At 64.2% G+C, this 25,978-nt stretch carries 26 protein-coding genes and 1 tRNA gene; 9 read left to right on the top strand and 18 right to left on the bottom strand.

Annotated elements, in window-relative coordinates; translation table 11 throughout:
• Positions 1-131: 131 nt before the first annotated feature.
• Together BJ6T_RS22330 and BJ6T_RS22325 are read left to right on the top strand one after the other, a co-directional pair.
• A complete protein-coding gene (locus BJ6T_RS22330) occupies positions 132-779 on the top strand; it encodes a LabA-like NYN domain-containing protein (protein WP_014494741.1) in 648 nt (215 codons plus the stop codon).
• Complete coding sequence (locus BJ6T_RS22325; protein WP_014494740.1) at positions 760-1,434, top strand: uracil-DNA glycosylase; 675 nt, start codon at positions 760-762, stop codon at positions 1,432-1,434. The genes BJ6T_RS22330 and BJ6T_RS22325 overlap by 20 nt, the downstream gene beginning before the upstream one ends.
• Here BJ6T_RS22325 and BJ6T_RS22320 read toward each other — a convergent pair.
• Genes BJ6T_RS22320 through dapA form a run of 4 tightly spaced genes read right to left on the bottom strand, consistent with a single transcriptional unit; the run spans position 1,431 to position 3,917 of the window.
• Positions 1,431-2,012 carry a peroxiredoxin gene (locus BJ6T_RS22320; RefSeq protein WP_014494739.1) on the bottom strand — a complete coding sequence of 194 codons (582 nt, stop codon included), beginning with the start codon at positions 2,010-2,012 and terminating at the stop codon, positions 1,431-1,433. The genes BJ6T_RS22325 and BJ6T_RS22320 overlap by 4 nt on opposite strands.
• A gap of 17 nt (positions 2,013-2,029) precedes the next feature.
• Positions 2,030-2,503, bottom strand: a complete 474-nt coding sequence (gene smpB, locus BJ6T_RS22315; RefSeq protein WP_008133025.1) for an SsrA-binding protein SmpB — start codon at positions 2,501-2,503, stop codon at positions 2,030-2,032.
• A 59-nt stretch (positions 2,504-2,562) separates the two neighbouring features.
• Positions 2,563-2,976, bottom strand: a complete 414-nt coding sequence (mscL, locus tag BJ6T_RS22310) for a large conductance mechanosensitive channel protein MscL (RefSeq protein WP_028169878.1) — start codon at positions 2,974-2,976, stop codon at positions 2,563-2,565.
• A 50-nt stretch (positions 2,977-3,026) separates the two neighbouring features.
• A complete protein-coding gene (dapA, locus tag BJ6T_RS22305) occupies positions 3,027-3,917 on the bottom strand; it encodes a 4-hydroxy-tetrahydrodipicolinate synthase (RefSeq protein WP_014494737.1) in 891 nt (296 codons plus the stop codon).
• A 280-nt stretch (positions 3,918-4,197) separates the two neighbouring features.
• Here dapA and BJ6T_RS22300 point away from each other — a divergent pair, with 280 nt between their 5' ends.
• Positions 4,198-6,600 (top strand): lytic transglycosylase domain-containing protein, encoded by a 2,403-nt coding sequence (locus tag BJ6T_RS22300; protein ID WP_014494736.1) that lies wholly within the window; start codon positions 4,198-4,200, stop codon positions 6,598-6,600.
• A 475-nt stretch (positions 6,601-7,075) separates the two neighbouring features.
• Here the strand turns inward: BJ6T_RS22300 and BJ6T_RS22295 are convergent, their stop codons facing one another.
• From BJ6T_RS22295 to BJ6T_RS22250, 10 genes are all read right to left on the bottom strand, one after another.
• Entirely contained in the window at positions 7,076-8,647 is a 1,572-nt protein-coding gene (locus BJ6T_RS22295) for a porin (protein WP_014494735.1), read from the bottom strand.
• Between the two features lie 575 nt (positions 8,648-9,222).
• Positions 9,223-9,316 (bottom strand) — tRNA-Ser (locus BJ6T_RS22290).
• A gap of 443 nt (positions 9,317-9,759) precedes the next feature.
• A complete protein-coding gene (locus BJ6T_RS22285; protein WP_014494734.1) occupies positions 9,760-10,026 on the bottom strand; it encodes a hypothetical protein in 267 nt (88 codons plus the stop codon).
• A 1,486-nt stretch (positions 10,027-11,512) separates the two neighbouring features.
• Positions 11,513-12,991, bottom strand: coding sequence for an Asp-tRNA(Asn)/Glu-tRNA(Gln) amidotransferase subunit GatB (gatB, locus tag BJ6T_RS22280; RefSeq protein ID WP_014494731.1), 1,479 nt, complete (start codon positions 12,989-12,991; stop codon positions 11,513-11,515).
• Complete coding sequence (locus BJ6T_RS22275; protein ID WP_028155069.1) at positions 12,988-13,290, bottom strand: hypothetical protein; 303 nt, start codon at positions 13,288-13,290, stop codon at positions 12,988-12,990. The genes gatB and BJ6T_RS22275 overlap by 4 nt, the downstream gene beginning before the upstream one ends.
• Positions 13,281-14,756, bottom strand: coding sequence for an Asp-tRNA(Asn)/Glu-tRNA(Gln) amidotransferase subunit GatA (gene gatA, locus BJ6T_RS22270; protein WP_014494729.1), 1,476 nt, complete (start codon positions 14,754-14,756; stop codon positions 13,281-13,283). Before gatA ends, BJ6T_RS22275 begins: the two co-directional genes overlap by 10 nt.
• Entirely contained in the window at positions 14,753-14,968 is a 216-nt protein-coding gene (locus BJ6T_RS22265; protein ID WP_014494728.1) for a hypothetical protein, read from the bottom strand. Before BJ6T_RS22265 ends, gatA begins: the two co-directional genes overlap by 4 nt.
• A gap of 79 nt (positions 14,969-15,047) precedes the next feature.
• The gene (gene gatC, locus BJ6T_RS22260) at positions 15,048-15,335 is read right to left on the bottom strand and encodes an Asp-tRNA(Asn)/Glu-tRNA(Gln) amidotransferase subunit GatC (protein WP_014494727.1); all 288 of its coding nucleotides are present in this window, start codon (positions 15,333-15,335) and stop codon (positions 15,048-15,050) included.
• 162 nt (positions 15,336-15,497) lie between these two features.
• A complete protein-coding gene (locus BJ6T_RS22255; RefSeq protein ID WP_014494726.1) occupies positions 15,498-16,574 on the bottom strand; it encodes an NAD(P)H-dependent flavin oxidoreductase in 1,077 nt (358 codons plus the stop codon).
• A gap of 195 nt (positions 16,575-16,769) precedes the next feature.
• A complete protein-coding gene (locus tag BJ6T_RS22250; protein WP_014494725.1) occupies positions 16,770-17,747 on the bottom strand; it encodes an NAD(P)H-dependent flavin oxidoreductase in 978 nt (325 codons plus the stop codon).
• Between the two features lie 100 nt (positions 17,748-17,847).
• Here BJ6T_RS22250 and BJ6T_RS22245 point away from each other — a divergent pair, with 100 nt between their 5' ends.
• Positions 17,848-18,738, top strand: coding sequence for a LysR family transcriptional regulator (locus BJ6T_RS22245; protein ID WP_014494724.1), 891 nt, complete (start codon positions 17,848-17,850; stop codon positions 18,736-18,738).
• On the opposite strand, the gene BJ6T_RS22240 is transcribed toward BJ6T_RS22245, so the two are convergent.
• The gene (locus BJ6T_RS22240) at positions 18,725-18,940 is read right to left on the bottom strand and encodes a hypothetical protein (RefSeq protein WP_014494723.1); all 216 of its coding nucleotides are present in this window, start codon (positions 18,938-18,940) and stop codon (positions 18,725-18,727) included. The genes BJ6T_RS22245 and BJ6T_RS22240 overlap by 14 nt on opposite strands.
• A 46-nt stretch (positions 18,941-18,986) precedes the next feature.
• Here BJ6T_RS22240 and ruvX point away from each other — a divergent pair, with 46 nt between their 5' ends.
• The 3 genes from ruvX to BJ6T_RS22225 are packed head-to-tail and all read left to right on the top strand — an operon-like array spanning position 18,987 to position 20,875.
• On the top strand, positions 18,987-19,466 hold the full coding sequence (gene ruvX, locus BJ6T_RS22235; protein WP_014494722.1) for a Holliday junction resolvase RuvX: 480 nt from the start codon (positions 18,987-18,989) through the stop codon (positions 19,464-19,466).
• A 34-nt stretch (positions 19,467-19,500) separates the two neighbouring features.
• Complete coding sequence (locus BJ6T_RS22230; protein ID WP_028169880.1) at positions 19,501-19,947, top strand: hypothetical protein; 447 nt, start codon at positions 19,501-19,503, stop codon at positions 19,945-19,947.
• A 4-nt stretch (positions 19,948-19,951) separates the two neighbouring features.
• On the top strand, positions 19,952-20,875 hold the full coding sequence (locus tag BJ6T_RS22225; protein ID WP_014494720.1) for an AEC family transporter: 924 nt from the start codon (positions 19,952-19,954) through the stop codon (positions 20,873-20,875).
• A 3-nt stretch (positions 20,876-20,878) separates the two neighbouring features.
• Here the strand turns inward: BJ6T_RS22225 and BJ6T_RS22220 are convergent, their stop codons facing one another.
• The 3 genes from BJ6T_RS22220 to BJ6T_RS22210 form a co-directional block, all read right to left on the bottom strand.
• Positions 20,879-21,631 (bottom strand): CPBP family intramembrane glutamic endopeptidase, encoded by a 753-nt coding sequence (locus tag BJ6T_RS22220; RefSeq protein ID WP_014494719.1) that lies wholly within the window; start codon positions 21,629-21,631, stop codon positions 20,879-20,881.
• 250 nt (positions 21,632-21,881) lie between these two features.
• Positions 21,882-22,646 carry a CPBP family intramembrane glutamic endopeptidase gene (locus BJ6T_RS22215; RefSeq protein WP_014494718.1) on the bottom strand — a complete coding sequence of 255 codons (765 nt, stop codon included), beginning with the start codon at positions 22,644-22,646 and terminating at the stop codon, positions 21,882-21,884.
• Between the two features lie 54 nt (positions 22,647-22,700).
• A complete protein-coding gene (locus BJ6T_RS22210; protein ID WP_014494717.1) occupies positions 22,701-23,459 on the bottom strand; it encodes a M15 family metallopeptidase in 759 nt (252 codons plus the stop codon).
• 250 nt (positions 23,460-23,709) lie between these two features.
• On the opposite strand from BJ6T_RS22210, the gene BJ6T_RS22205 reads away from it, so the two are divergent.
• A complete protein-coding gene (locus BJ6T_RS22205; protein WP_014494716.1) occupies positions 23,710-24,657 on the top strand; it encodes an aspartate carbamoyltransferase catalytic subunit in 948 nt (315 codons plus the stop codon).
• Between the two features lie 5 nt (positions 24,658-24,662).
• Positions 24,663-25,964 (top strand): dihydroorotase, encoded by a 1,302-nt coding sequence (locus tag BJ6T_RS22200; protein ID WP_028169882.1) that lies wholly within the window; start codon positions 24,663-24,665, stop codon positions 25,962-25,964.
• The last annotated feature ends 14 nt before the right edge of the window (positions 25,965-25,978 follow it).

The following is a 25,978-nucleotide window of genomic DNA, read 5'->3' as shown; positions in this document are numbered from 1 at the left end:
ATACCTTGATTGCCACGACTTCTCCGGATTTGCGGTTTCGACGGGTTTCGGCGGCACCATAAGACTGCGCGGCTTGCTGTCGCCGCGCCAACAATAAACGATCAATCACGAACGCTACGCGAGCAAACTGAATGTCACCTTCTGCCACTAACAAGATCGCGCTCTTCATCGATGGGGCCAATCTCTACGCGACGGCGAAAACTCTGGGCTTCGACATCGACTACAAGCGCCTGCTGAAGGAGTTTCAGAGCCGCGGGACGCTGTTGCGGGCGTTCTACTACACCGCGATCATCGAGGATCAGGAATACTCCTCGATCCGCCCGCTGATCGACTGGCTCGACTACAACGGCTACACGGTCGTGACCAAGGCGACCAAGGAGTTCATCGACGCCTCCGGCCGCCGCAAGGTCAAGGGCAACATGGACATCGAGCTCGCCGTGGACGCCATGGAGCTCGCCGAGCACATCGACCAGATGGTGCTGTTCTCGGGTGACGGCGACTTCCGCTCCCTGGTCGAAGCCGTCCAGCGCCGCGGCGTCCGGGTCACCGTGATCTCCACCATCGCGAGCCAGCCGCCGATGATCGCCGACGAGCTGCGCCGCCAGGCCGACGTCTTCACCGACCTCGTCGAGCTGCAATCCAAGCTCGGCCGCGACCCGTCCGAACGCCCTGCCCCGCGCGACCGCGGCGAGCGTGGCGAGGGACGCCATCACGCCCCGCAGTTCCTCCAGCGCGCGACCACGATGGCGCCGAGGGGCGATGACGACTTCGAGGAGTGAGGCGGCCCGGTCAAGCCGCCAGCCTCTCACCCTCGTCCCCGACCGTGACTGTCCGCTTTGTCCGCGCCTGGTCGCCTTTCGCGAGGCGAACCGCGCGCGCGAGCCGTTGTGGCACAACGCCCCGGTCCCCCCCTTCGGCGACATCAAGGCACGCCTGCTGATCGTTGGCCTTGCACCAGGCATGCAGGGCGCCAACCGCACCGGCCGCCCCTTCACCGGCGACTATGCCGGCGACCTGCTCTACGCCACGCTGCTCGAATACGGCTTCGCCAAGGGCACCTATCAGGCGCGGCCCGACGACGGCCTGAAGCTGGTCGACTGCCGGATCGCCAATGCCGTGCATTGCGTTCCGCCGCAGAACAAGCCGCTGCCAATCGAGATCAACACCTGCCGCCAGTTCCTCGGGGCTACCCTCGCGACGATGCCGAACTTGCGCGCCATCGTCGCGCTCGGACGCATTGCGCACGACACGGTGCTCAAGCCGCTGAAGCTGAAGGCCTCGCAAGCTCCCTTCGGCCACGGCGCCGTACATCAGGCCGGCGCATTCAGGCTCTACGACAGCTATCATTGCTCGCGCTACAACACGAACACCGGCGTGCTGACGACGGACATGTTCCGGAGCGTGTTCGCGAAGGTGAGGGCCGACCTGGACTAGGGTTCGGCTGGATTGGCCTTTAGCCAGTCCAGGACATCGCCGGCGTTCCGGTCGGGCGGAAACACCGGATAGAACACATGCGTGACCTCGGCATCGTCGATGATCAGCGCAAGCCGCTTGATCAAGGTCAGGCCAGCGACCTCCATGGTCGGCAGATTGAGGGCGCGCGTCAGCGCCAGCTTCTCGTCCGACAGCACCGGAAACGGCAGGTGCAGACGCGACGCCATCTCGGTCTGATAGGCGTTGCTCTGCGTCGAGAGGCCGTACACCTGCGCGGCGCCGGCAGCTTTCAGCTCGGCAAACAGATCACGAAACGCGCAAGTCTGCGGCGTGCAACCGCGCGCGCCCGGGATCATGTCCCAATCGTCGACCAGCCCGATCTTGCCGGGCTCGCCGGTGCGCGGATAGGCGAACACCACGGTCCGGCCGGAGAGCGCCGACAGATTCACCGACGTATCGTCGGTCGCGAGCAGGCTGATCGCCGGCAGCGTCGTGCCCTTGAGATGAGCGGCGCCGCCATCGTCGGCGGGTGCGGGAATCTGGCTCCAATCGACCTCGAGCAGGTTCTTCTGAGTCATCCGCCAACCTCTTGCCGCTATCCCCTCGCCCGCAACAGCCGGCCCTTCTCCCGGCTCCAGTCGCGCTTCTTCTCGGACTCGCGCTTGTCGTGCAGCTTCTTGCCCTTTGCAACCGCCAGCTGCAACTTGGCCCGCCCGCGCTCGTTGAAATAGAGTTTGAGCGGGATCAGCGTCATGCCTTCGCGGTCGACCGCGCCCATCAGCTTGTTGATCTGCTTGCGATGCAGAAGCAGCTTTCGCGGCCGCTTGGGCTCGTGATTGAAGCGGTTGCCCTGGAGATATTCGGGAATGGTGGCGTTGATCAGCCAGATCTCGCCGTCCTTGGAATCGGCGTAGGACTCCGCAATCGTGCTCTTGCCGTTGCGGATTGATTTGACCTCGGTGCCGGTGAGCGCAATGCCCGCCTCGATCGTGTCTTCGATCGCATAGTTGAAGCGGGCCTTGCGATTTTCCGCCATGACCTTGATTGGACGTTCGTTCTTGTCGGCCATGGAAGACAAACCTGATCGAGATGCGCGCGTAAGCTAACAGTTCGGATGAAGCGCGCGCGTCACTTCTTGAGGAGATCGCGGATCTCGGTCAGCAGTTCGACCTCGGCCGACGGTTTTGGCGGGGCCGCAGGCGCCGCCTCCTCCTTGCGCTTCAGCGTGTTCATGGCGCGGATCACCAGGAACAACACGAAGGCGACGATGATGAAGTTGATCGTCAGCGTCAGGAAGCTGCCGTAAGCAAGTACTGCACCTTGCTTTTTCGCATCCGCTAAGTTGGTTGCGGTCACCGCCTTCGACAAGGGGGCGAAGTAGTTCGAGAAGTCGAGGCCGCCGGTCGCGGCGCCGATGATCGGCATGATGATGTCACCGACCAGCGACGTGACGATGGCGCCGAAGGCCGCACCGATGATGACGCCGACGGCGAGGTCGACGACGTTGCCTTTCATGGCGAACTCACGGAACTCCGTGAGCATCTTCCTGCCCTTCTCGTCCACGCTCATGAACGGCTCCCCGGTTGGCTAAATCAATTGATCAGCCCAGCATGAACCATGGCGCTGCGCACGGCAACGCGCGTCGGCTCGGTGACCGGAACCATCGGCAGCCGCAGCGTCTCGTCCAGCTTGCCGAGCAGCGACATCGCATACTTGATCGGCGCCGGGTTGCTCTCGATGAAGAGGTTGTTGTGCAGCGGCATCAGCTTGTCGTGGATTGCGAGCGCCGCCTTGGTGTCGCCCTTCGCCCAGGCGGCCTGGAACTCCGCGCACAGCCGCGGCGCGACGTTCGAGGTCACCGAGATGCAGCCATGGCCGCCATGCGCCATGTAGCCGAGGATGGTCGCGTCCTCGCCGGAGAGCTGGTTGAAATCCTCGCCCATCGCCGCGCGCTGCTGCGAGACGCGGACCATGCTGGCGGTGGCGTCCTTGACCCCGGCGATGTTCTTCAGCTCCCACAGCCGCTTCATGGTGTCGACCGACATGTCGATCACCGAGCGCGGCGGAATGTTGTAGATGATGATCGGGATGCCGATCGCATCGTTGATCGCCTTGAAGTGCTGGTACATCCCTTCCTGGGTCGGCTTGTTGTAGTAGGGCGTCACGACCAGCACGGCGTCCGCGCCGGCCTTCTCGGCGTGCTGCGCGAGCTCGATCGCCTCCTTCGTCGAATTGGAGCCGGCACCCGCGACCACGGGCACGCGCCCCTTGGCTTCAGCGATGCACCATTCGACGACCTTCTTGTGCTCGTCATGGCTGAGCGTCGGGCTCTCGCCGGTGGTGCCGACCGGGACCAGGCCGTTTGTGCCTTCCGAGATCTGCCAGTTGACCAGCGAGCGGAACGCCGCCTCGTCCAGCGAGCCGTTCTTGAACGGCGTTACCAAGGCGGTGAACGATCCCCGGAATTTCGTCTTGGCTGCCATGGACTTCCTCCGTACGCGGCTATCTCTTGAGCAAGCTGCATTCATATCGGGTCTATCCAGCCGGTAAAAGACCCGCTTCCGTGTGACGCACCGTTTAGGCCGCGATTTTGCCGCGGTGGTGGTGCAAACCGGGCAAAGGTAAGCAGCTGTTGGTATTTTGTCCGCATATTCAAGCGAATACAGCTAGGTCTTGAGCCAACTGACTGATTCGGGGCGACCAAACGCCGTGACTTCCTTTCCTCGTTCCGCATGGCGATCCACCGGTCTGGCCGTGTGCCTCATGGCGGGGCTGTCGGTCGGCTGCGCCGCCCTGGCCAAGTCCAATGAGACGACCGCGGAAGGGGCCAAGGACACCGCGAAGCCGGCGGCCAAGGACGCCGCGAAGGGATCAGCCAAGGAAACCCCCGAAGGGAAACCGGGCAAGGGAAAACACCCCAAGGGAAAACACCGAAGGGCGCGAGCAAGGGAGCGGCTGGCGCCCCGGGCCAAGGATGCCGCGAAGAAACCTGGCAAGGCCGCCAAGGATGCTGGCAAGAACGCCGGCAAGGAACCCACCAGGGACAAGCCCAAGCCCGCAGCCGCCGCGCCAAAATTACAGCCGGCCGCCAATGGCTCGCCCCCCAAGACCGCACCCGCGCCGGCCGTGACGGCTACCGTCAGGCCCGCCGCCCCGGCGCCCGTCGCCAAACCCGTCGCGGCTCCTCTGCTTGCGCCGGCGACCCGCCAGCACGCCGCGCCGCGCAAGCTAGTCACGCCGGCCGCGGTCGCGGCGACCTCCTCGACGTCGCAGGCCGACAAGGACACGCTCGAGAACGTCATCGAGCTCGTGCGCAAGCGCAAGGCGGCCGACGCGACCAGTTACGCCGCCTCGATCTCGGATCCCGTCGCACGAAAGCTCGCCGAATGGATCATCCTGCGCAGCGAGGACAATGGCGCGACCGTGGAACGCTACCGCGCCTTCCTCTCCGCCAATCCGAGCTGGCCGTCGCAGACCTTCCTGCGCCGGCGCCTCGAGGCCGCGATGTGGGACGACAGGCGCGACGATTCGGTCGCGTGGTCGTGGTTCGAGAATGAATCGCCTGTGTCCGCCAAGGGCCGTTTCACGCTCGCCAAGGCGATGCTGGCGCGCGGCGACCGCGCCAATGCCGAGCGGCTGGTGCGCGAGGCCTGGCGCAGTGATCCGATGTCGGAGGAAACCGAGAACAACGCGCTCGACCAGTTCGGCGCCCTGGTAACGCCGGGCGACCAGAAGGCGCGGATGGACACCCTGCTCTACGGCAGCGAGAACGAAGCCGCGCTCCGCGCCGCAAAACGCCTCGGCGCCGGCTATGTCGCGCTGGCCAAGGCCCGCATCGCCTCCGTCAAGAAGGCGCCGAATGCGCGCGCGCTGCTCGACGCGGTGCCGCGCGAGTTGCACAACGATCCCGGCTTCATCTTCAGCAAGATCCAGATCCTGCGCCGCGAGGAGAAATTCGCCGAAGCCGCCCAGCTGATGCTGTCGGCGCCGAAGGATCCGAACCGACTCTACAATCTCGACGAATGGTGGATCGAGCGGCGCCTGCTGGCGCGCAAGATGATCGACACCGAGGAATTCCGCAGCGCCTATCTGATCGCGCGCGATGCGGCCCTGCCCTCGCGCGACATCTACAAGACCGAGCAGGAGTTCACCGCCGGCTGGATCGCGCTGCGCTTCCTCAACGACCCCGCCGCCGCCACCCAGCATTTCGCCCGCATCGGCGTCGGCAGCGTTAATCCGACCACGCTGGCGCGCGCCGGCTATTGGCAGGGCCGCGCGGCGGAAGCGGCGGGCCGCCAGCAGGAGGCGCGCAACGCCTACGCCCGGGCGGCCGAGCAGTCCACTAGCTATTACGGCCAGCTCGCGCGCGCAAAACTCGGCCTGCCGCAGATCGAGCTCAACAGCCAGCCGCGCGGCCGCGGCGCCGAACGGCTGGAGATCGTGCGCGCGGCGCACCTGCTTTACGAGCTCGACGAGCGCGAGATGGCGATACCTGTTCTCGCCGACATGGGCGAGAACGGCGATCCGGAAGCGCTCGCGGGCCTCGGCGAGCTCACCCAGCGCTACAGCGACGCGCGCGGCATGCTGCTGCTCGGCAAGGCTGCGCTCAACCGCGGCCTCCCCTTCGACTTCTACGCCTATCCCGTCAACGGCATTCCGCAGTTCACGCCGATCGGCCCCGAGGTCGAGCGCAGCATCGTCTATGCGATCGCGCGGCAGGAAAGCGCGTTCAACCCCTCCGTGGTCTCGCCGGCGCAGGCTTACGGCCTGATGCAGGTGACGCCGGACGCAGCGCGTTACGTCTGCAAGCGGCACGGCGCGACCTACGATCTGGGGCGGCTGAAGAACGATTCGGTCTACAACGCCACGCTCGGCTCGGCCGAGCTCGGCGGACTGCTCGAGGACTACCGCGGGTCCTACATCATGACCTTTGCCGCCTACAATGCCGGCCGCGGCAGCGTGAAGAAATGGGTCGACCGCTACGGCGACCCGCGCGATCCCAAGGTCGACGCTGTCGACTGGGTCGAGCTGATTCCGTTCTCCGAGACGCGCAACTACGTGCAGCGGATCATGGAGAATCTTCAGGTCTACCGCGCCCGCTTCGGCGGCGGCACACGGTTGCAGATCGAGGCGGACCTGCGCCGCGGCACCGGCAGCGTGGAATAGAGCCATCCTCCTATGCGCTCCCGGTCTACCGCCGAAAGCATCGGCGGCGAGCGCCGTAACGTGTCCGGACGTGAGCCGCTGAAGAAGAGCTGAAGCTCGCGCGCGATCTTCAGGCGAGCCTTGCTCGACACTGAGCCCCGAGCGCTCCCTGGTCGCCGTCCGATCGGCAAGCTCGCCGTTCCACCTCATCGAGGATGAAGGCGTCGATTGCCGCTGGCTGCAGCGTCAGGACGATGGGGCGCTTGCAAGGCCATGGCTCAACGGCAGTCGGCCCGTTGCATACATTGCGCGGAGATGCCCGCAGCGCAGAGTCCCCTCCTCCGTAACAGCCTCGTCCAGATCGTCACGGACGATGGAGCACGGGAGCAACGCCAGCCCTCCGAGAGCATTCCGCGGCGTTAGAACAGCCCTGCCGCCAAAAGAAAAGCCCCGGCGGTTTCCCGCCGGGGCTCTCTGTCAGGTCGTTAGACCAAACTTACCAGTTGCGCTGAGCGCGGATCAGCATGCTGACCGTGCTCTGATCCTTCAGCTGGTACACGGCACCCGGCTTGGCCACAACAAACGCAGGGCCAGCGGCGAGCGTGCTGATCGTGCCCGCGAACTTCTGGTCGAGCATGGTGTAAGCCACGTCCGCCGAGAAGGTCAGGTTCTTCACCGGGGTCCAGCGGGTGATCAAACCGATCGTGCCGAGGTTGAAGTCCGGGTTGCAAGAGGTGATACCCGCAGTGGCGGCACCCAACGTAGCGAGTTGGCCGCAAATGAGAGCCGCACCACCGTTGCCGTACTTCAGCTGAGCGTACGAACCGTAGATTGCCGTGTTCCAGTACGCATCCCAGTTATGGGTGTAGGCACCACGGAAGCCCCAGCTCGTAACCGTGCTGATGCCAGTTCCGTTGGCGAACACACCATCAGCAGCGCCGGCAAGGCCAATGCTCTGATAGGCGCCAGCCACGTTGGTACCGCCGAACATCGCATAGTTCTGCGAAGCCAAGCTCTGGAAGTTGTAGCGGGTCGCACCGTCAGTGTAGACCGCCTGGACGTTGATCACGTCGCCCGCGCCAGTCGGAATGTTCTTGATGGACAAAGCCGCTTGCACAGCCCAGCCCCACTTGTCGCCCGGATGACCGGCCGCTTCGGTCCCGACAAGACCAGGGGTCGCGTAGTAAGCGACGTGGTTGTTATGCGCCGCTGCGGACAACTGGAACAGACCCCAGGCCTGGTCAATGCGGACCATACCTTGGATGTCAGGAGCCCGCGTGCCGCCGAAGGCGTTGATGCCGTAGCCGCCGGTACCGAAGTTCGCGACCGAGAAGCCGGCGCTGGTGTTGTACAGGTTGCTCTGGTAGTAAGCGGTCGGATCCACAGCCGAAATCGCAGCGGTGATGCCCTGACCAAAGTCAGCGGTGTAGGTGAACTGGTTCACACCAGTGACCGTGCCGCCGCCACCAGCCAGACCGTCGAAGTTGTTGCCCGGATAGTTGGTCCAGGGGGCGTCGAACTGGGCAACCGCCTTACCCATCGTGAAGCCAGCGAACTGGATGAAAGCGTAGTACACGCCAAGCGTACCGCCGGCGATTGCGCCTGAGTTGGCATTGTTGGGTGCGCCAACGCCCGTGGCGCCGAGCTGCGAGTAAACGGTGGAGCCGTTGCCGGTGCCGTTGCCCGTGTAGTTGTCCGTCGTCCAGGACATGACCACATCAGCAAAGGTACGAACCACGCCGTACTCGGTCGCGGTGCGTGTGTCGATGTTGAGGTCTGAACGGGCGCGAGTGACGTAGTAGTTCGTCAGACGGTTCTGAGAACCGTTAACGCTGCTGAAGTTACCGTTGAAATCGGTCGCGTTGATCGCGACTTCAGCACGCAGGTAACCACCCAGCTTGATGCAGGTGTCAGTGCCCGGGATGTAGTAGAATCCGGCACCGTACAGGGAGCAGATCTTCACGTATTCGACCGCTTTGGCCTTCACGGGGAGATCGGCTGCCTGCGCTCCGCCAACGGCAATCAGACCTGCCGCTGAACCGAGCAAAAGGCTCTTAACCAACTTCATGTTAAACCTCCAAGTTTGCTCTATAGGGAAGGTTCCGGATCCGCTGGGTGACGACACCCTAAGGTTGGTTCCCTTGTCCCTTAACTCACCGCTTAGTCGCTTCGCGCCTTCGGACACACCCGCTGAACGCGAGGGACTTAAGCGAACCACCTAAAACGGGACGACCTCGGGATGCCCCCTCCGTCGCTCAGTCACAATTACCGAACGTCCTTGCACACACAACAACAGAACGCTCGGTAGCGAGCCCATGACGTTTGTTTTCCGAAGGGTGTTGCACAAATAACACGCAGATGTGATCGAAGCGCCATCGCAACATGTTGTTTTTACTTATGTTTCTCGGGCGGTTCCATTTGCCGTCAAAATTCCCCACCTGAGGCATGTGGACGGAACCTCGGCCTGAACAGGCTTTGACGCGCACGAATCGTGGAATCAGAAGGAGACTCAAGGAGAAGGCACAAAGGTCTTTCCCGCGACTCTCCAGCAGGCGCAGACATGGTCACGGCGACGCTCGAGGCGCGCTGCGAAGGCTCTTTATCGATGCCGGGGATGATTGAGACCGGAGCGCACAGCTCGGCTGGCGGAGACGGAGGGATTCGAACCCTCGATAGGCCTTTACAAGCCTATAACGGTTTAGCAAACCGCCGCCTTCAGCCACTCGGCCACGTCTCCAATATGCCGGGTATGCCCGACACGGCGGCGAGCCGCAAGCGGCAGAATCAAGGTCTGTGCGTTCTTTCACCTGAAAGCGACCGCCGGACGGCTGCAAAAGCCTGACGCGAGGATCAGCGCGGCACGCGCAGCCGATTCGCGCTCTCTATATATGTCTGCATCCAGCGGCGGGATTGCCGGATCCGCCGGTGCGAGGGCGCATTCAGCACCACCTCGCCGGCTCAGATATTGAACCAGACGCCGGAGCTGCGCCGGGACGGAAGGCCCAAGACCTCTATATCCCCGGCAAGAGGCCCGTCTTGTGCGGCCGTCCGGGTTCCAGAGCGGACTCGTCGGGCGGCGGCTCGGTCATGCCGCGCGGGTCCATGTGGCGACACGACGAAGGAACTTGATTGAGCGCAATCCGTCCCCGTGGAGACAAGGGTGTGGATGCGATTCTCGGCTCAGTGAGCCGAGACCCACGCCCTCGCCTCGCGCTGCGCGGCCGAGATCTCGGCGTCCGACATCTGCCCGGCGACTTCCTGGCGCAGCGCCACGGCGTCCTTGCGGCCCTTCAGCGCGGCGAGGTTGAACCATTTATGCGCGGCGACGAGGTCGACGAGGCCGGAGCGGCCGCTCGCCCAATAGATCCCGCGCTCAAACAGCACGTCCGACAGCGCGCTCGCGTCGATCGGCGTCGCCGTCTCCAGATCGAAAGTACCCTGAAACATAACGCATCCCCTTTTTTTCTGCCGCCTCGTTCCCCCGAGCGCGGCTCCCGTCCAAAGAACTGTTCAACTCATCCCCATGCCGTTTGCCGGCTTGTTGGAGGCGATGATGGCGGGCAAATTTGAATGGCAGTTTAAGTATCGCGATGAAGCAGACGTAAACGCACCCGCACGGGGCGCACGCGACGAATGCAAGAAGTCCCCGTTTTGCAGGCACTTCTGCGATTCGTCAGATTCGGTTTACCCTGGGATTTTGGGAGAACGATAACCATCGCGCGCGGTGACGTAGCACACCCGCCCCGTCATTCCCCGCGCAGGCGGGGAATCCAGTACGCCGCGGCCCATCGATTCAACCACTGCCGTCTCGGCGTACTGGATCGCCCGGTCGGAGCCGGGCGATGACACCGCGAATGGAGGAGCGTCGCGCAAACAGCGTGCAATCGGGCCGCAGCCCTCACCTGCCCCAAGGCCGAATAGCCAGGGCAATGCGGCCACGTCACGGTCAGATCAGCAATGTGGGAAAAGGGAATGCCGGCAATACCCCGGCCTCAAGAGAACGAGGGCGTCGGCGAACACGTCAGGACCAGATTCCACGTTGGCCCGAAGGCCGCTTGTGAAATTGCGGAGCCCTTGAGAAGGAGAACCGCACCGAACGAAGAAAACTTGTTTCTTCTGCCGGACCGTACTTTGGCGAGCGAACCCGCGAAAGAAAACGATCCGACCGTTGGCCTGATGTCTCGCCGACACCCTCTATCGCCGACCAGAACCTGTTAGAAGGCGCTGATGACGTGCCGGCTCTCTAGGAGCCGGCAACTTCAGAAGTCGAAGTTACTTCTTCTTCTTCGCGACCTTGCGGGTCTTCTTCGCAGTCTTCTTCACTGCGCTCTTCGCCTTCTTCGCCTTCTTCGCTTTCTTGGCCATGTTGCCCTCCGATGTGTGAGATGGCTTTAATCGCTGCATGCAGTCGGGGATCGAATGCACACTCATCCCGAATACACCAACACGACGAAAAAAACAGCTTCTCGCTTAAAGAAGTGTTGACGGCACAACGCGCCTGCGCTTGGCGAGCACGATGCGGGCACACTGCATGACGCGTGCTTGCGATCGCGGGGAGTGCCCGCATCGTCGAGGTCTACGCGAGATGCGATTGCAGAAAAACACTACACAGCAAGTATTTTTCTGCACGCGCGCATTGCGCATGCGCGATGCGATGATGTGCATCGTCGATCCCGCGATCACCGCGCAAGGGCGCTTCGCGGACTCTGAGTCGCGAGTTTTGGCAACGAAAATATTTTCATGCTTAACGGCGCAAACGCTCGTCAGCGCGTGTGGAAGCCGCCGTTTTGCGCGAATCGCGTGGCGGCGATTCGGTCACCGCATCGCCGTCGGTCGGGATGGAGTTTGCCGCCGAGGGTGCGCGCGAGCGTCGCAGCGCGAACCGGAAACGAGGTGACGAAGCGTATCCGTCACCTCGGTCGAACGCGTGACGTCAGATGCCGAGCTTCGACTTCAAGAGGTCGTTGACGCTCTGCGGGTTGGCCTTGCCGCCGGACGCCTTCATCACTTGGCCGACGAACCAGCCGAGCGACTGCGGCTTATCCTTGACCTGCGCGGCCTTGTCGGGATTGGCAGCGATGATGTCGTCGACCACCTTCTCGATCGCCGAGAGATCGGTGACCTGCTTCATGCCGCGGCTTTCGACCAGCGCGCGCGGATCGCCGCCCTCCTGCCAGACGATCTCGAACAGATCCTTGGCGATCTTGCCGGAGATCGTGCCCTCGCCGATCAGGTCGATGATCGCAGCCAACTGCTCGGCGTTGACGGGAGAGGCCGTAATATCCCGGCCTTCCTTGTTGAGACGGCCGAACAGCTCGTTGATCACCCAGTTCGCCGCCATCTTGCCGTCGCGGGCACGGTTGCCGAGCGTGTCCAGCACCGTCTCGTAGAACACCGCGCTCTCGCGCTCGGCGACAAGCACGCTCGCATCGTAAGCCGACAGGCCGAAATCAGCGACGAAGCGCGCCTTCTTCTGGTCCGGCAGCTCCGGCAGCTCTGTCTTCAGCTCGTCGACGAAGCTTTGCGAGAATTCGAGCGGCAGCAGGTCGGGATCGGGGAAGTAGCGGTAGTCGTGCGCCTCTTCCTTGGACCGCATCGATCGCGTCTCGCCCTTGTTGGGGTCGTAGAGCCGCGTTTCCTGGTCGATCTCCCCGCCGTCCTCGAGGATCTCGATCTGGCGCCGCGCCTCGTACTCGATCGCCTGGCCGATGAAGGTGATCGAGTTCATGTTCTTGATCTCGCAGCGGGTGCCGAGCGGTGCGCCCGGCTTGCGCACGGAGACGTTGACGTCGGCGCGCAAGGATCCCTTCTCCATGTCGCCGTCGCAGGTGCCGAGATAGCGCAGGATCGAGCGCAGCTTGGTCACATAGGCCTTGGCCTGCTCGGCGTCGCGGATGTCGGGCTTGGAGACGATCTCCATCAGCGCCACGCCGCAACGGTTGAGATCGACATAGGACATGGCCGGCGACTGATCGTGCAGCAACTTGCCGGCGTCCTGCTCAAGATGAAGGCGCTCGATGCCGATGGTCGCGGTCTTGCCGCCATCCAGTTCGACCACGACCTCACCTTCGCCGACAATCGGCGACTTGTACTGGCTGATCTGGTAGCCCTGCGGCGAGTCCGGATAGAAATAGTTCTTGCGGTCGAACACCGAACGCAGATTGATCTGCGCGTTCAGCCCGAGCCCGGTCCGGACAGCCTGTCTGACGCATTCCTCGTTGATGACGGGCAGCATGCCTGGCATCGCGGCATCGACCAGCGACACGTGGCTGTTCGGCTCGCCGCCGAACGTGGTCGAGGCACCCGAGAACAGTTTTGAGTTCGAGGTCACCTGGGCATGGATCTCCATGCCGATGACCATCTCCCAGTCACCGGTGGCGCCCTTGAGAAGCTTGTGCGTGGCCGTGCTCATGTCCTGCTCCCGAGCAGCGTGGCAGCGATCCGCTCCCACTCCGCCTCCAATGAATCCTTTGCCGCGGGTTGGCCGGCCTGGCGATACCAGTAGCCGGCATTGCCGAGATCGCCTTCGACCCGGTGCAGATAGGCGTGCACCCAGGCAGCGTCGCGGCTGCTCTCGTCCTGAACGATCTTGTGCGCCTGATCCCAGTCGCCCTTCGCGGCCCACCAGAGGCCGGCGAGCGGCGCGCTCAGATCCGGCGCAGGCGCCGCGCCGTCGAGGCTCGCGATGAACGCGGCGACATTCACCACCACCTCGCGGGCGTGAAGCGGCCGGCGGCCTGCTCGATCACCTCGCCGAGCGAGAACAGCGTCTCCTCGTCGAACGGACGGCCGATCAGTTGCAGGCCGAGCGGCAGGCCCTGCGCGTCCTTGCCGGCGGGCACGGCAATGCCCGGCAGACCCGCCATGTTCACGGTCACCGTGAAGATGTCGTTGAGATACATCTCGACGGGATCCGCCCCGCCCTTCTCGCCGATGCCGAAGGCCGCCGACGGCGTCGCCGGCGTCAGGATCGCGTCGACGCCCTTGGCGAAGCAGTCCTCGAAATCCTTCTTGATCAGCGTCCGCACCTTCTGCGCACGCAGATAATAGGCGTCGTAATAGCCGGCCGAGAGCACATAGGTGCCGATCATGACGCGGCGCTTCACCTCGGCGCCAAAACCTTCGGCGCGGGTGTTCTCGTAGAGCTCGATGATGTTCTTGCCCTGCTCGCGCAAGCCGTAGCGGACGCCGTCATAGCGCGCGAGGTTGGAGGACGCCTCGGCCGGCGCCACGATGTAGTAGGCCGGCAGCGCGTATTTGGTGTGCGGCAGCGACACCTCGACGAGCTCGGCGCCGGCAGCCTTCAGCCAGGCAGCGCCCTCGCTCCAGAGTCTCTCGATCTCGGCCGGCATGCCGTCGAGGCGATATTCCTTGGGGATGCCGATCCTGATCCCCTTCACCGACTTGCCGATCGCGGCCTCATAGTCCGGCACGGCAATGTCGACCGACGTCGTGTCCTTCGGATCGTGCCCGGCCATCGAGCGCAGCAGCATCGCGCTATCGCGTACGCTGCGCGCGATCGGACCGGCCTGGTCGAGCGAGGAGGCGAAGGCGACGATGCCCCAGCGCGAGCAGCGGCCGTAGGTCGGCTTGATGCCGACGGTCGCGGTGAACGCCGCCGGCTGGCGGATCGAGCCGCCGGTGTCGGTCGCGGTCGCGCCCATGCACAGCAGCGCCGCCACGGCCGAGGCCGAGCCGCCGGACGAGCCGCCCGGCACCAGCGTCGTGTTGCTTCCCTCACGCCGCCAGGGATTGCCGACGGGACCGAAGCAGGAGGTCTCGTTCGCCGAGCCCATCGCGAACTCGTCATTGTTGAGCTTGCCGAGCATCACCGCACCATCGCGCCACAGCTGCGAGGTCACGGTGGACTCATAGGTCGGCACGAAATTGCCGAGGATCTTCGAGCACGCCGTGGTCCGCACGCCCTTGGTCGCGAACAGATCCTTGATGCCGAGCGGGATGCCGGCGAGCGGGCCGCCCTCACCCTTGGCGATCTTCTCGTCCACGGCCTTCGCCATGTCGCGCGCGCGATCGGGCGTCTCCATCACGAAGGCATTGAGCACGCGTGCGGCTTCGATCGCGTTCAGATGCGCGTCGGTCAGCTCGAGGGACGTGAAAGTCTTGGCCGCGAGGCCCTTGCGGGCCTCCGCGAGCGTCAGCGATGTCAAATCGGTCATTTATTGATCGGGCTGCAGAAGAACGGAGACAGGGTTTTGTCGTTGGCCGGGTCGTCTTTTTTCTTGGCGGCGGCGTTCGCGGCGGCCTCGATCTCGTCGAGCACGGCATTGACGGCGACGTTGGGATCGGCAGCCTTGCCCTGCCGCTCCATCTTGTCGAGATAGTTCATGTAGGCCTGATAGGCCTTCTCATCGTCGCAAAGCATGCACATCGGACTTGGTCCTGAGGCTCTTTAGTTTGACGCGTTTTCTTTACGCGAACCGGCTTCCACTTCGCTCGAAAACGCTAGGTCACTCGACCACCTTGGGCACAAGGAAGAAGTGACCTTCGGTCGCGGGCGCGTTGGCAACGATATCGTCGGCGATCTCGCCGTCATTGACCGCGTCCTGCCGCTTCTTCATCTGCATCGGGGTGACCGAGGTCATCGGCTCCACGCCCTCGACGTTGACCTCCGAGAGCTGCTCGACAAAGGCGAGCATGGCGTTGAGCTCGCCCTGCAGATGCGGAACCTCGCCCTCGGAAACCGCAATGCGCGCCAGATGCGCGATGCGGCGGACGGTAGCGTCGTCGACGGACATTATATAAGGCCTCTCACGGCAAAATCTAACTGCCGTATAGCAGAGGCCGGTTTTGCGCCGCAACCGGCGCTGGGCGCATGATCCGGAAAAGTGCGCAGCGGTTTTCCGAAAAGATCATGCGCAAACAATAGCCTAAAGCGCGATGTCGAACGTCATCGCGCCCTATCCAGCCAGCGCTTTCATGCGCGCCAGCGCCGATTTGGCGAAATCCCGGGTCAATTCGACTGCGGGGACCTCGCGGCCCAGGGCCACGGCCTGACCGGCCCAGAGATTGGTGAAATCCACCCTGCCCTGCTTTTCGGCAGCCGCCTTCAGCGGCCCCAGCGCGGTCGCGGCATGGGGAAATGGCGGCGCCTCGGGCGAGATCGGGCCGGCTTCGCGCATCAGGCGGTTCTGGACGCCGCGCGCCGGACGCCCGGTCATGACATTGGTGATGACGGTGGAATCGTCCCGCGCTTCAGCCAGCGCCTTGCGCCCGCCTGCGCTGACCTTGGATTCCGGGCAGCGCAGATAGGCGCTGCCGATCTGCACGCCGGATGCGCCGAGCGCAAAGGCTGCGGCGATGCCGCGCCCGTCGGCGATACCACCTGCCGCGATGACAGGCACCTTCACGGCGTCGGCGACCTGCGGCACCAGCGCAAAGGTGCCGGGCTGCTCGGAGATCTTGTCGGTCAGGAACATGCCGCGATGCCCACCCGCCTCGGCGCCTTGCGCAATGACGGCATCGACGCCGCGCTCTTCCAGCCAGACTGCTTCCTTCACCGTCGTGGCGGACGAGATGACGAGGCAGCCGGCCGCCTTGACGCGCTTGAGCAGCGCCTGCTCCGGCAGGCCGAAATGAAAGCTGACGATCTCCGGCCTCAGCTCCTCGACGACCTCGCAGAAGGCGGCGTCGAACGGCGCACGGTTCGCGGCGTTGATGGGCGCGGCGGGATCGAGGCCGTGCTCGGTGTAATAGCCCGTAAGCCGCTGCTTCCAGCGCGCTTCGGCCTCAGTCGTGAGGTCAACCGGCGTGTGGCAGAAGAAGTTCATGTTCACCGGCGCCTTCACCCGCTGGCGAATGATGTTGACCTGTTCGCGCGCCTTCTCCGGCGACAGCATCGCGCTCGGCAGCGAGCCGAGCCCGCCGCCCTCTGCCACGGCGATCACCAGTTCGGCATCCATCACACCGGCCATCGGCGCCAGCACGATGGGGAATTCGGTCTTGAAGAGATCGATCAGTCGACGGTCAGGCCACATGGTGTGTCTCTCTCGTTTAGTTCGTTCTTACCCTCCCCTGGAGGGGGAGGGTCGATCGCACGAAGCGCGAGCGGGGTGGGGTGACAGTCTCTCCATTGAGACACTGCCCGAGTGGAGAGATCACCCCACCCCGCTACGCATTTCGCTTCGCTACATGCGTAGCGACCCTCCCCCTCCAGGGGAGGGTGAAGAAATCTACGCCGCGACTATCGCGTTGCGTCGCCCGGCAAGAAGCTGCTCCGCTTCAATCGCAATCCGCTCCACGATCTCGACGGCCGGTGGAATATCATGAATCAATCCGGCCGCCTCGCCCGCGATCACGGCCGCAACGTCGAAATTGCCGGCGGCCTTTGCCGCGGCATAGTCCGCCGCGACTGCGGCAACATTCTGCATCAGCTCGACCTCGCGGCCGATCCAGCGTCTGGCGTGGTCGTTGACCAGACATCTTCCCGTGAACGGCGCCGGCCAGACATTGTTGCGCGAGAGATCGAAGATGATGCCGCGCACGGTCGTGCCGCTGTTCGCTGCGCAGATGCGCCGCTTGGCCTCCTCCGCGCCATCAGCCTCCTGGCTCGCATAGAAGCGCGTGCCGAGCAGCACGCCGCTCGCCCCCAGCATCATCATGGCGGCAAGACCGCGCCCGTCGGCGATGCCGCCGGCCGCGACGACAGGCACGCGACCCGCGGCAAGATCGACGATTGCAGGCACGAGATCGACGGTGGTGCGGGAGGCGCCGTGACCGCCCGCCTCTGTGCCCTGCGCGATCAGGATGTCGGCGCCGGCATCGAGCGCCTGCCGCGCCATGGCTTCATCCTGCACTTGGCAGATCAGACGTGCGCCGGCGGACTTGATCTTCGGCGCGAATGGCGCGGGATCGCCAAACGACAACATGATCGCAGACGGTTTTGCGGCGAGCGCTAGATCGAGAAGCTCGGGCCGCTTGGCGAGGCTCCAGGTGATGAAGCCGATCCCGAATGGCGCCGACAAGCCCGCAAGCTTCGCAGTCTCCTGCTCCAGCCACACCTTCTCGCCATAGCCGCCGCCCAGAATGCCGAAACCGCCGGCACGGCTCACAGCCGTCACTAGCCGGCTGCCGGCGACGATATCCATCGGCGCCAGCAGGATGGGATGCTCAATCTCCAGCAGCCTGGTCAGCGACGTCTCAATGGGCATAGCCCCTCCCCAATCTGGACAGGGAGACTAGGCGCGACTAGCATTCTCGAAAAATGAATTGTTGCGAACGCTGCCATCACAAAAGCGAAACGACGCCGCCATGGAACTCAGCGATATCCAGACCTTTGCCGCGGTCGCCCGTACCGGCGGCATCACCCGCGCCGCCGAAGAGCTCAACACGGTGCAATCCAACGTCACCCAGCGCGTGAAGGCGCTGGAAGCGGAGATCGGTACACCGCTGTTCGAACGCCACAGCCGCGGCATGACGCTGACCGGCGCCGGCAAACGCCTCCTGCCCTACGCACAGCGGATGGCCGCGCTATCACGCGAGGCCGTGCTCGCCGCGCGTGACGACGGCGAGCCGAAGGGACCGCTCGCGATCGGCTCGATGGAGACGACGGCAGCCGTGCGCTTGCCGTCCCTCCTCGCCGATTTCCACCGCAACTTCCCTGCCGTGCGGCTGAGCCTGCGCACCGCGACCACCGCCGACCTCGTCGCGGGCGTGCTCGAAGGCACGCTCGACGGCGCCTTCGTCGCGGGCCCCATCGCACATGCTGACCTCACTGCGACGAGCGCGTTTCGCGAAGAGCTGGTGCTGGTCAGCGCGCGGCGCTGGGCCTCGCTCGCCGAACTGCGCGCCGGCACGCCGGAGTCCGGTCCGACCGCGCTGGTGTTCCGCACCGGCTGCACCTACCGCCAGCGTCTCGAACAGATCTTTGTCGAGTTCGGCTGGCCGTCGGCGGCTCGCTTCGAGCTCGGCACGCTCGACGGCATGATCGGCTGTGTCGCCGCCGGCATGGGCGTGACGCTGCTGCCGCGCGCCGTGGTCGAACGCAGCGCGATGAACGGCAGCGTGTCGATCCACACACTCAGCCCCTCGCTTGCGCGCGTCGAGACGCTCTTCATCCAGCGCGGCGGCGGACATCAATACAGCGCGCTTCAAGGTTTCATATCCTGCCTGAAGAAAGACAACGACGTCATCGCGGCCTGAGATGCCAGCGTCGCAATGCAACGACGGCCCAGATCGCCTCGACGAGGCCAAACGGCCAGGCGCCTTGCAGGAAGCCGTAAGCCGAGCCGAGCGCGCAGGACACCGCGAACAGCAGCACGAACCAATGGCTGCGATCCTCCAGAGCATAGCAGACCAGCATCGCCGTCACGGCAAACAGGCCGAATAGTGTCAGTGCATCCATGTTCCGGGTTCACTCCGCAGCGCGACGCGTGATAAGCGCTAGTCCCATGCCGGCTCTTATCCTGCCCCTGATCGATGCTGCAACCCACTGGCCCGAACGCGGCGGGTTGGTCGGCCTTGACCTCGGCACCAAGACCATTGGTGTCGCCGTGTCCAATCCGGACCGGCGCCTCGCGACGGGCGTCGAGACCATCCAGCGCAAGGCGTTCAAGCAGGATGCCGCCCGGCTGCTCGCGATCGCGGCCGAGCGCAAGGCGGTCGGCTTCGTGCTCGGCCTGCCCATCAACATGGACGGCAGCGAGGGCCCGCGGGCGCAATCGACCCGCGCCTTCGCCCGCAACCTTGCCGGGCTGACCGCACTCCCGATCGGCCTATGGGACGAGCGTCTGTCGACCGCCGCGGTCGAGCGCGAGCTGATCGGCATGGACGTCAGCCGCGCCAAGCGCGCCGAAGTGATCGACGAGCACGCCGCGATCTTCATCCTGCAGGGCGCGCTCGACCGCCTCGCCAATCTGCGGCAAGGCTGACGGCAGCGACATGGCAGCGCCGGCGAGAGCAACCATGTTGATTGTCGCAGCCCTGGGTGCCCTCCTCCATGCTGTGCCGGCGATACCGCCTGCATTTGCCGCTGATGATCCCGCCCTCGCCAAGCTCAAGGGCATGTGGTCGGGGACCTTCGAGCAATATTCGCACGACACCGAGGGCAGCTTCCCGGTCAAGCTGACCGTCGACGCAATCTCGGGGACTGAATTCTCGGGCACCATGGACTGGCCGAGCTTCGACAACACCCGGACGAGGGTGAAAGGAATGGTCGACGGGCCGCTGATCAAATGGACCGAGACTGCGCATCTGAAGGGTGAGAACGCCGTCCTCCATGGACTCTACGTCGCCCGCTTCAAGGCGGAGAACGAGATCGCCGGCGACTGGATGGACCCGAAGCACACCATCAATTCGAAGGGCCCGCGCTTCGGCACGCCCGGCGGCGACTTCGTGCTGACAAAGGAATAGCCGCATGGCGGTCGTGATCGCGGCGCTGCTGCCGGTCTTCATCCTCATCGTGCTCGGCGTGGTTCTCAGGCGCACCCTGATGCAGCTCGACACGCAATGGCACGGGCTGGAGCGGCTGACCTATTTCGTGCTGTTCCCGATGCTGCTGATCCAGACGCTGGTGAAGGCCGATCTCTCAAGGGTGCCGGTCGCCGGCGTCGGCGGCGCGCTGCTGCTGTCGGTGCTCGCGATGTCGCTGCTCTGCCTCGCGCTCCGCCCGGCGCTCGTACGGTTCGACATCGACGGTCCCGCCTTCACCTCGATCTTCCAGGGCGCAACGCGCTGGCAGACCTATGTCGCGCTCTCGGTGTCCGCCAACATGTTCGGCGATGTCGGACTGGCGCTGGCCTCGGTGGCGATGGTCGCGATCATTCCGCTGGTCAACGTGTTCAGCGTCGCCGTGCTCGCGCACTATGCATCGCCCGAGAAGCAGTCCGCACGCGCCATCGTCATGACGGTGGTCCGCAATCCCCTGATCTGGGCCTGCGTGATCGGCCTCTTCATCAACGTCATCCATCTGCCGCTGCCAAAAATCTGGCACGAGGTTGCGGACGCGCTCGGCCGGTCCTCGCTCGCCATCGGCCTGCTCGTCACCGGCGCCGGCCTGCAGCTCAACGGCCTGCTTCGCCCAAGCATGAGCGCGACCATCGGCGTGGCGTTCAAGCTGGCGCTGATGCCCGTGCTCGCGCTGGCGCTCGCCGCCTGGTTCGGTCTCTCGGGCGACAGCCTGGCGATCGTCGCAATCTGCGCGGCGGTGCCGACCTCGCCCAGCGCCTATGTGCTGGCCCGCCAGATGGGCGGCGATGCGCCGCTGCTGGCGCAGATCATCACGCTGCAGACGATCCTGGCGGCGGTCACGATGCCGATCGCGATCGCGCTGGTGGCGTGAACATTATACGTACGGCCCGCCCAGAAACAGGATCTCCATGTTCATGGCTGAATGGGCCACGACCGTCAGCCAAGTGGAGTTGGAACGAAGGCGAAAGTAGCCGAGCACGAGACCCATAATAAAGATCCAGGAGCGCTCATACCAGCCGTACTGGGTGTGCAGCATTGCCCATAGCGCCGACGTAATCACGATCGCACCGATCGGACCCAGAAATGACTGAGACCACCCTCGAAACATAAATCCACGAAATACGAATTCCTCAAGGACCGGAGCAGCTAGGCAGATGACCACAGCGAACAGTATCAGTCCCGTTGCACCTCCAACTACGAAATCCGAATTGGTTTGAGGTCGCGTTAGTCCAAGTTTGATCGTGACGAAGACTTCGACAGTTAAAAAAATTGTCATGACGCCAATAACGGATACGATGCCGTCTCTGCTCGGCCAATTCAGAGCCAAGTACTCGGTGAATTCCCGTCCCGTCCGTCGGATCGCAACCCAAAGCACGGCGACCGCCGCCGGAGTCGCAAGAAGCACCGCTGCGCCTTGCCGGTGCTGTTGTTTCCACAAAACGTCGATCTGTTCAGGCGATAGCCCGTTCATAAAAGCCGGCAAGCTCAACATGATCGTGAGCTGGGCTGCAAATAGGAAGACCGCATAGACTATCAGGGCGACCAACAAGGTCTCGAAGAAATCGAATGCGCGAGGTTGCGGGGATGGGTCAGCCCCGAGAGGATGGACATTTTCGAGTTCGGACATACTGGATTCCGCGACAACTTCATGGCGAGGTTAATCACTACCTCTACCTAACATACGGAATGAAGTTTCGCCCGGCAATTGCCATTCTGCCTGTAGTTCAGGCCGCCAAAAGCAACGATTGCGAGTGCATCTCTCTCACCATCGTCATTGCGAGGAGCCCTTGCGACGAAGCAATCCAGAATCTCTCTGCGGAAAGATTCTGGATTGCTTCGCTACGCTCGCAATGACGGAGTGTGAGGCAACCGCCGGGCTAGTTCCCCAGCCACATCGTCAGCACCACCGCCGTCAGATTGTTCAGCGCATGCAGCACGATGGTGAGCCAGAGCGAGTTGGCGCGATAGCGCATGTAGCCGAACCACAGGCCGATGGAGAAGACCTCGGCGAGGAAGTACATGTCGTACTGCAGGTGCACGACGGTCCACACCAGGGACGACAGGATGATCGCGCCGGGCACGCGCAGGAAGCTCGCCGACCAGCCGCGAAACAGGAAGCCGCGCGCCAACACCTCTTCCGACATCGGCGCAGCGACACTGAAGGCGAACAGCAGCATCACAGCCGCGCCCTTGTCGCGGCCGGATTTCAACAGATCGGTCATGAAGCCCGGCGTCGCCTCGCGGCCAAGGCTCCGCGACATCGTCTCCCAGGCGACCACGATCAGGACAAGCCCGATGGCGCCGAACAGCATTTGCTTCCAGGACGGCCAATGCAGCGCGAGGTAGTCGACGAACGAGGCCTTCTTGATGCGGATGGCGAGCCACACCGCGGCCAGCGTCGCCGGCAGGCCCATGGTCACCGACAGCGCGAGCGCCGCGGGCTCGCGACCGACACGCTGGATCGACATCAGGTCGAGGGGGTCGCCACGGTCCCAGGCCAGATAGAGGATGGCACCGACCTGGCCGAGGAACATCGCGACGAAGATGAGCAGGCCCCACACCGCCGTGCCCCAGAATTTCCAGACGCGCGGTGCGGCCGGCGTCACGGTCATCGGCGGGAGATCGGGATTGAGGGAGTCCATTCAAGCGCTTTCGTTGGGACGGCACCGTCATTCCGGGGCCGTTCGCACGACGATCTACTTCGTTCGCGGCGGAATCGGGAAATCATAGGCCGCCCCGCCCGCCCCCGGCAGGGAAAAATGCCACCACTCCTTCGCATAGTTCACAAAGCCTTGCTTCGCCATCGCGGCCACCAGCCGCTTGCGCCAGGCGCGCTGGTCCGGATTGATCGACGGTGCCGCAGTGTGCCCCCTCGCGTCCGTGCAGTCGTAGCCCGTGCCCATGTCGACGCTGCCCTCCGGCAATCGTGCCTCGACCGGCGCCGTGCAATCGGCATAGGCTTTTGCCGGATCGTATCTGGCGGAATTGTCAGCCTTGAGATCGACCAGCGTGAGATCGAGCGCCGCGCCCGTGGAATGCCGCGAGCGGCTCGCGATGTAGCCGAGACGGAACAGCTCGGTCTTCGGGATCTTCGGATTGTAGCGCCGCTCGGCCGCCGTCTCGTGGCCGTTCTGCGACCACCTCACCATGTCGAGCGAGGCCCGCGCCGGCCGGTAGCAGTCGAACATCTTCAGCGACAGGCTTTGCGCCGCCAGCTCCTGCTGGACCGCCTTCAACCGCAGCCCCACCTCCCGCTTCACCACGCATTCGCCGGCACCATAACCGGCGAGCGGACGGCCGACGAAATTGTTCGAGCTGGCGTAGCGGATGTCCTGGATGATGCCGGGATCGATGTCGCGCAAATAGACGAAGCCGCCGGGGAGCGATTGGGCGTGGGCCTCGGCCGTTATCATCGTCAGCGCAATCACAATTCGGATTAACTTCACGTGATCCATCCCCATCGTCATGGCCGGGCATAGCCGTCTGAAGGACGGCGTCGCTTCCGCTCGCCTATGCCCGGCCATCCACGTCCTTTTGCCTCAAATGCGATAGAAGATCGTGGATGCCCGGGACAAGCCCGGGCATGACGGAGATACTGGCGACAGGCCACGCCACAGCGACGAAACCGACAGATCAGGGGATAACTCCCCGCCCCGGCATTGGCCCTTGCCCCCCCAGCCATCCGCGCCTATAGCTCTCGCTTTAATGACATCGAAATCGACCTTCGTCCTCGGCCACCGGCATTTGCTGGGCATCGAGGGCCTTTCCGCGGCCGACATCACCGGCCTCCTCGACCTGTCCGAAGAATATGTCGAGCTCAACCGCCAGGTTGACAAGAAGCGCACCGTCCTGCGTGGACGGACGCAGGTGAACCTCTTCTTCGAGGCCTCCACCCGAACCCAGTCCTCGTTCGAGCTCGCCGGCAAAAGGCTGGGCGCCGACGTCATGAACATGTCGGTCTCCTCCTCGTCCATCAAGAAGGGCGAGACGCTGGTCGACACCGCGATGACGCTGAACGCCATGCATCCGGATATCCTGGTGGTGCGCCATCACGCGTCCGGCGCGGTGGAACTGCTGGCGCGCAAGGTCGACGGTTCCGTGATCAATGCCGGCGACGGCGCGCACGAGCATCCGACGCAGGCGCTGCTCGACGCCCTGACCATTCGCCGCAACAAGGGCCGGATCGAGGGCCTCGTGGTCGCGATCTGCGGCGACGTGCTGCATTCGCGTGTTGCCCGTTCCAACATCATCCTGCTCAACACCATGGGCGCCCGCGTCCGCGTCGTCGGCCCTTCCACGCTGCTGCCGCCCGGCATCGAGCGGATGGGGGTCGAGGTTGCGCGCGACATGCGCGAGGGGCTCAACGGCGCCGATATCGTCATGATGCTGCGGCTCCAGCGCGAGCGAATGAACGGCTCCTTCGTGCCGTCGACCTCCGAATATTTCAACTATTTCGGGCTGGACCAGAAAAAGCTCGCTTACGCCAAGCCGGACGCTCTCGTCATGCATCCCGGCCCGATGAACCGCGGCGTCGAGATCGACACCGCGGTCGCCGATGGCGCGCAATCGCTGATCCGCGAACAGGTCGAGATGGGCGTGGCGGTACGGATGGCCGTGCTCGAAGCGCTCGCCCGCAACTTGCCGAACGCGTGATGCTCATGCTGACTGACCGCCGTCCCATCCTGCTTGCCAACGCCCGCGTCGTCGATCCCAGCAGGGATTTCGACGGCCCCGGCGATGTCCTGATTGCCGACGGCATCATCCGCGAGACCCGCCGCGGCATCGGAGCGGCCGGCGTCCCCGAAGGCACCGACGTCGTCAACTGCGCCGGCAAGATCGTGGCCCCCGGCCTGGTCGACATGCGCGCCTTCGTCGGCGAGCCCGGCTTCAGCCACCGCGAGACCTTTGCCTCCGCGAGCCAGGCGGCTGCGACCGGCGGCATCACCACCATCATCTGCCAGCCCGACACGTCTCCGGTGATCGATAATTCGGCGACCGTCGACTTCGTGATGCGCCGCGCCCGCGACACCGCGATCGTCAACATCCAGCCGATGGCGGCGCTGACCAAGGGCATGCGCGGCGAGGAGATGACCGAGTTCGGCCTGTTGAAGGCCGCAGGCGCCATAGCTTTCAGCGACGGTGACAGAAGCGTCACCAACGCCCAGGTGATGCGCCGGGCCCTGACCTATGCGCGCGATTTCGACGCGCTGATCGTGCATCACACCGAAGATCCCGATCTGGTCGGCGAAGGCGTGATGAACGAAGGCGAGTTCGCCTCGCGGCTCGGCCTGATGGGCATTCCCAACGCGGCGGAAGCCGTGATGCTGGAACGCGACATGCGCCTCGTCGCGCTGACCGGCGGCCGCTATCACGCGGCTTCGCTGTCCTGCATCGACTCGCTCGACGTGCTGAAGCGCGCCCGCGACGCCGGGCTCGCCGTCAGCGCCTCGGTCTCGATCAATCATCTTGCGCTCAACGAGAACGACATCGGGCCCTACCGCTCGTTCCTGAAGCTGTCGCCGCCGCTGCGCACCGAGGACGACCGGCGGGCGCTGGTCGCGGCGGTCGCCTCCGGCCTCGTCGACGTCATCATGTCCGACCACAATCCGCAGGACGTCGAGGTCAAGCGCCTGCCGTTCGCAGAAGCCGCTCCCGGCGCCATCGGGCTCGAGACCATGCTGCCGGCGGGCCTCCGCCTCGTGCACAATGAAGAACTGGAGCTGAAGACGCTGATCCGGGCCATGTCGACGCGGCCGGCCGAGATCCTGGGTCTGCCGGGTGGAACCCTGCGCACGGGCAGCCCGGCCGATGTCATCGTGATCGATCCCGATGTGCCCTGGATCGTCGATCCCGCCGACCTCAAATCGCCCTGCAAGAACACCCCGTTCGACGAGGCCCGCTTTACAGGCCGCGTGGTGCGCACCATTGTCGGCGGACGGACGGTGTACGAGCATGTCTGACGGGCAAATTCATG

This window comes from Bradyrhizobium japonicum USDA 6, assembly GCF_000284375.1.
In the GTDB taxonomy this organism is placed as follows: domain Bacteria; phylum Pseudomonadota; class Alphaproteobacteria; order Rhizobiales; family Xanthobacteraceae; genus Bradyrhizobium; species Bradyrhizobium japonicum.
Note: the sequence above shows the minus strand (reverse complement) of the source record. Positions and strands in the feature narration are given on the sequence as shown.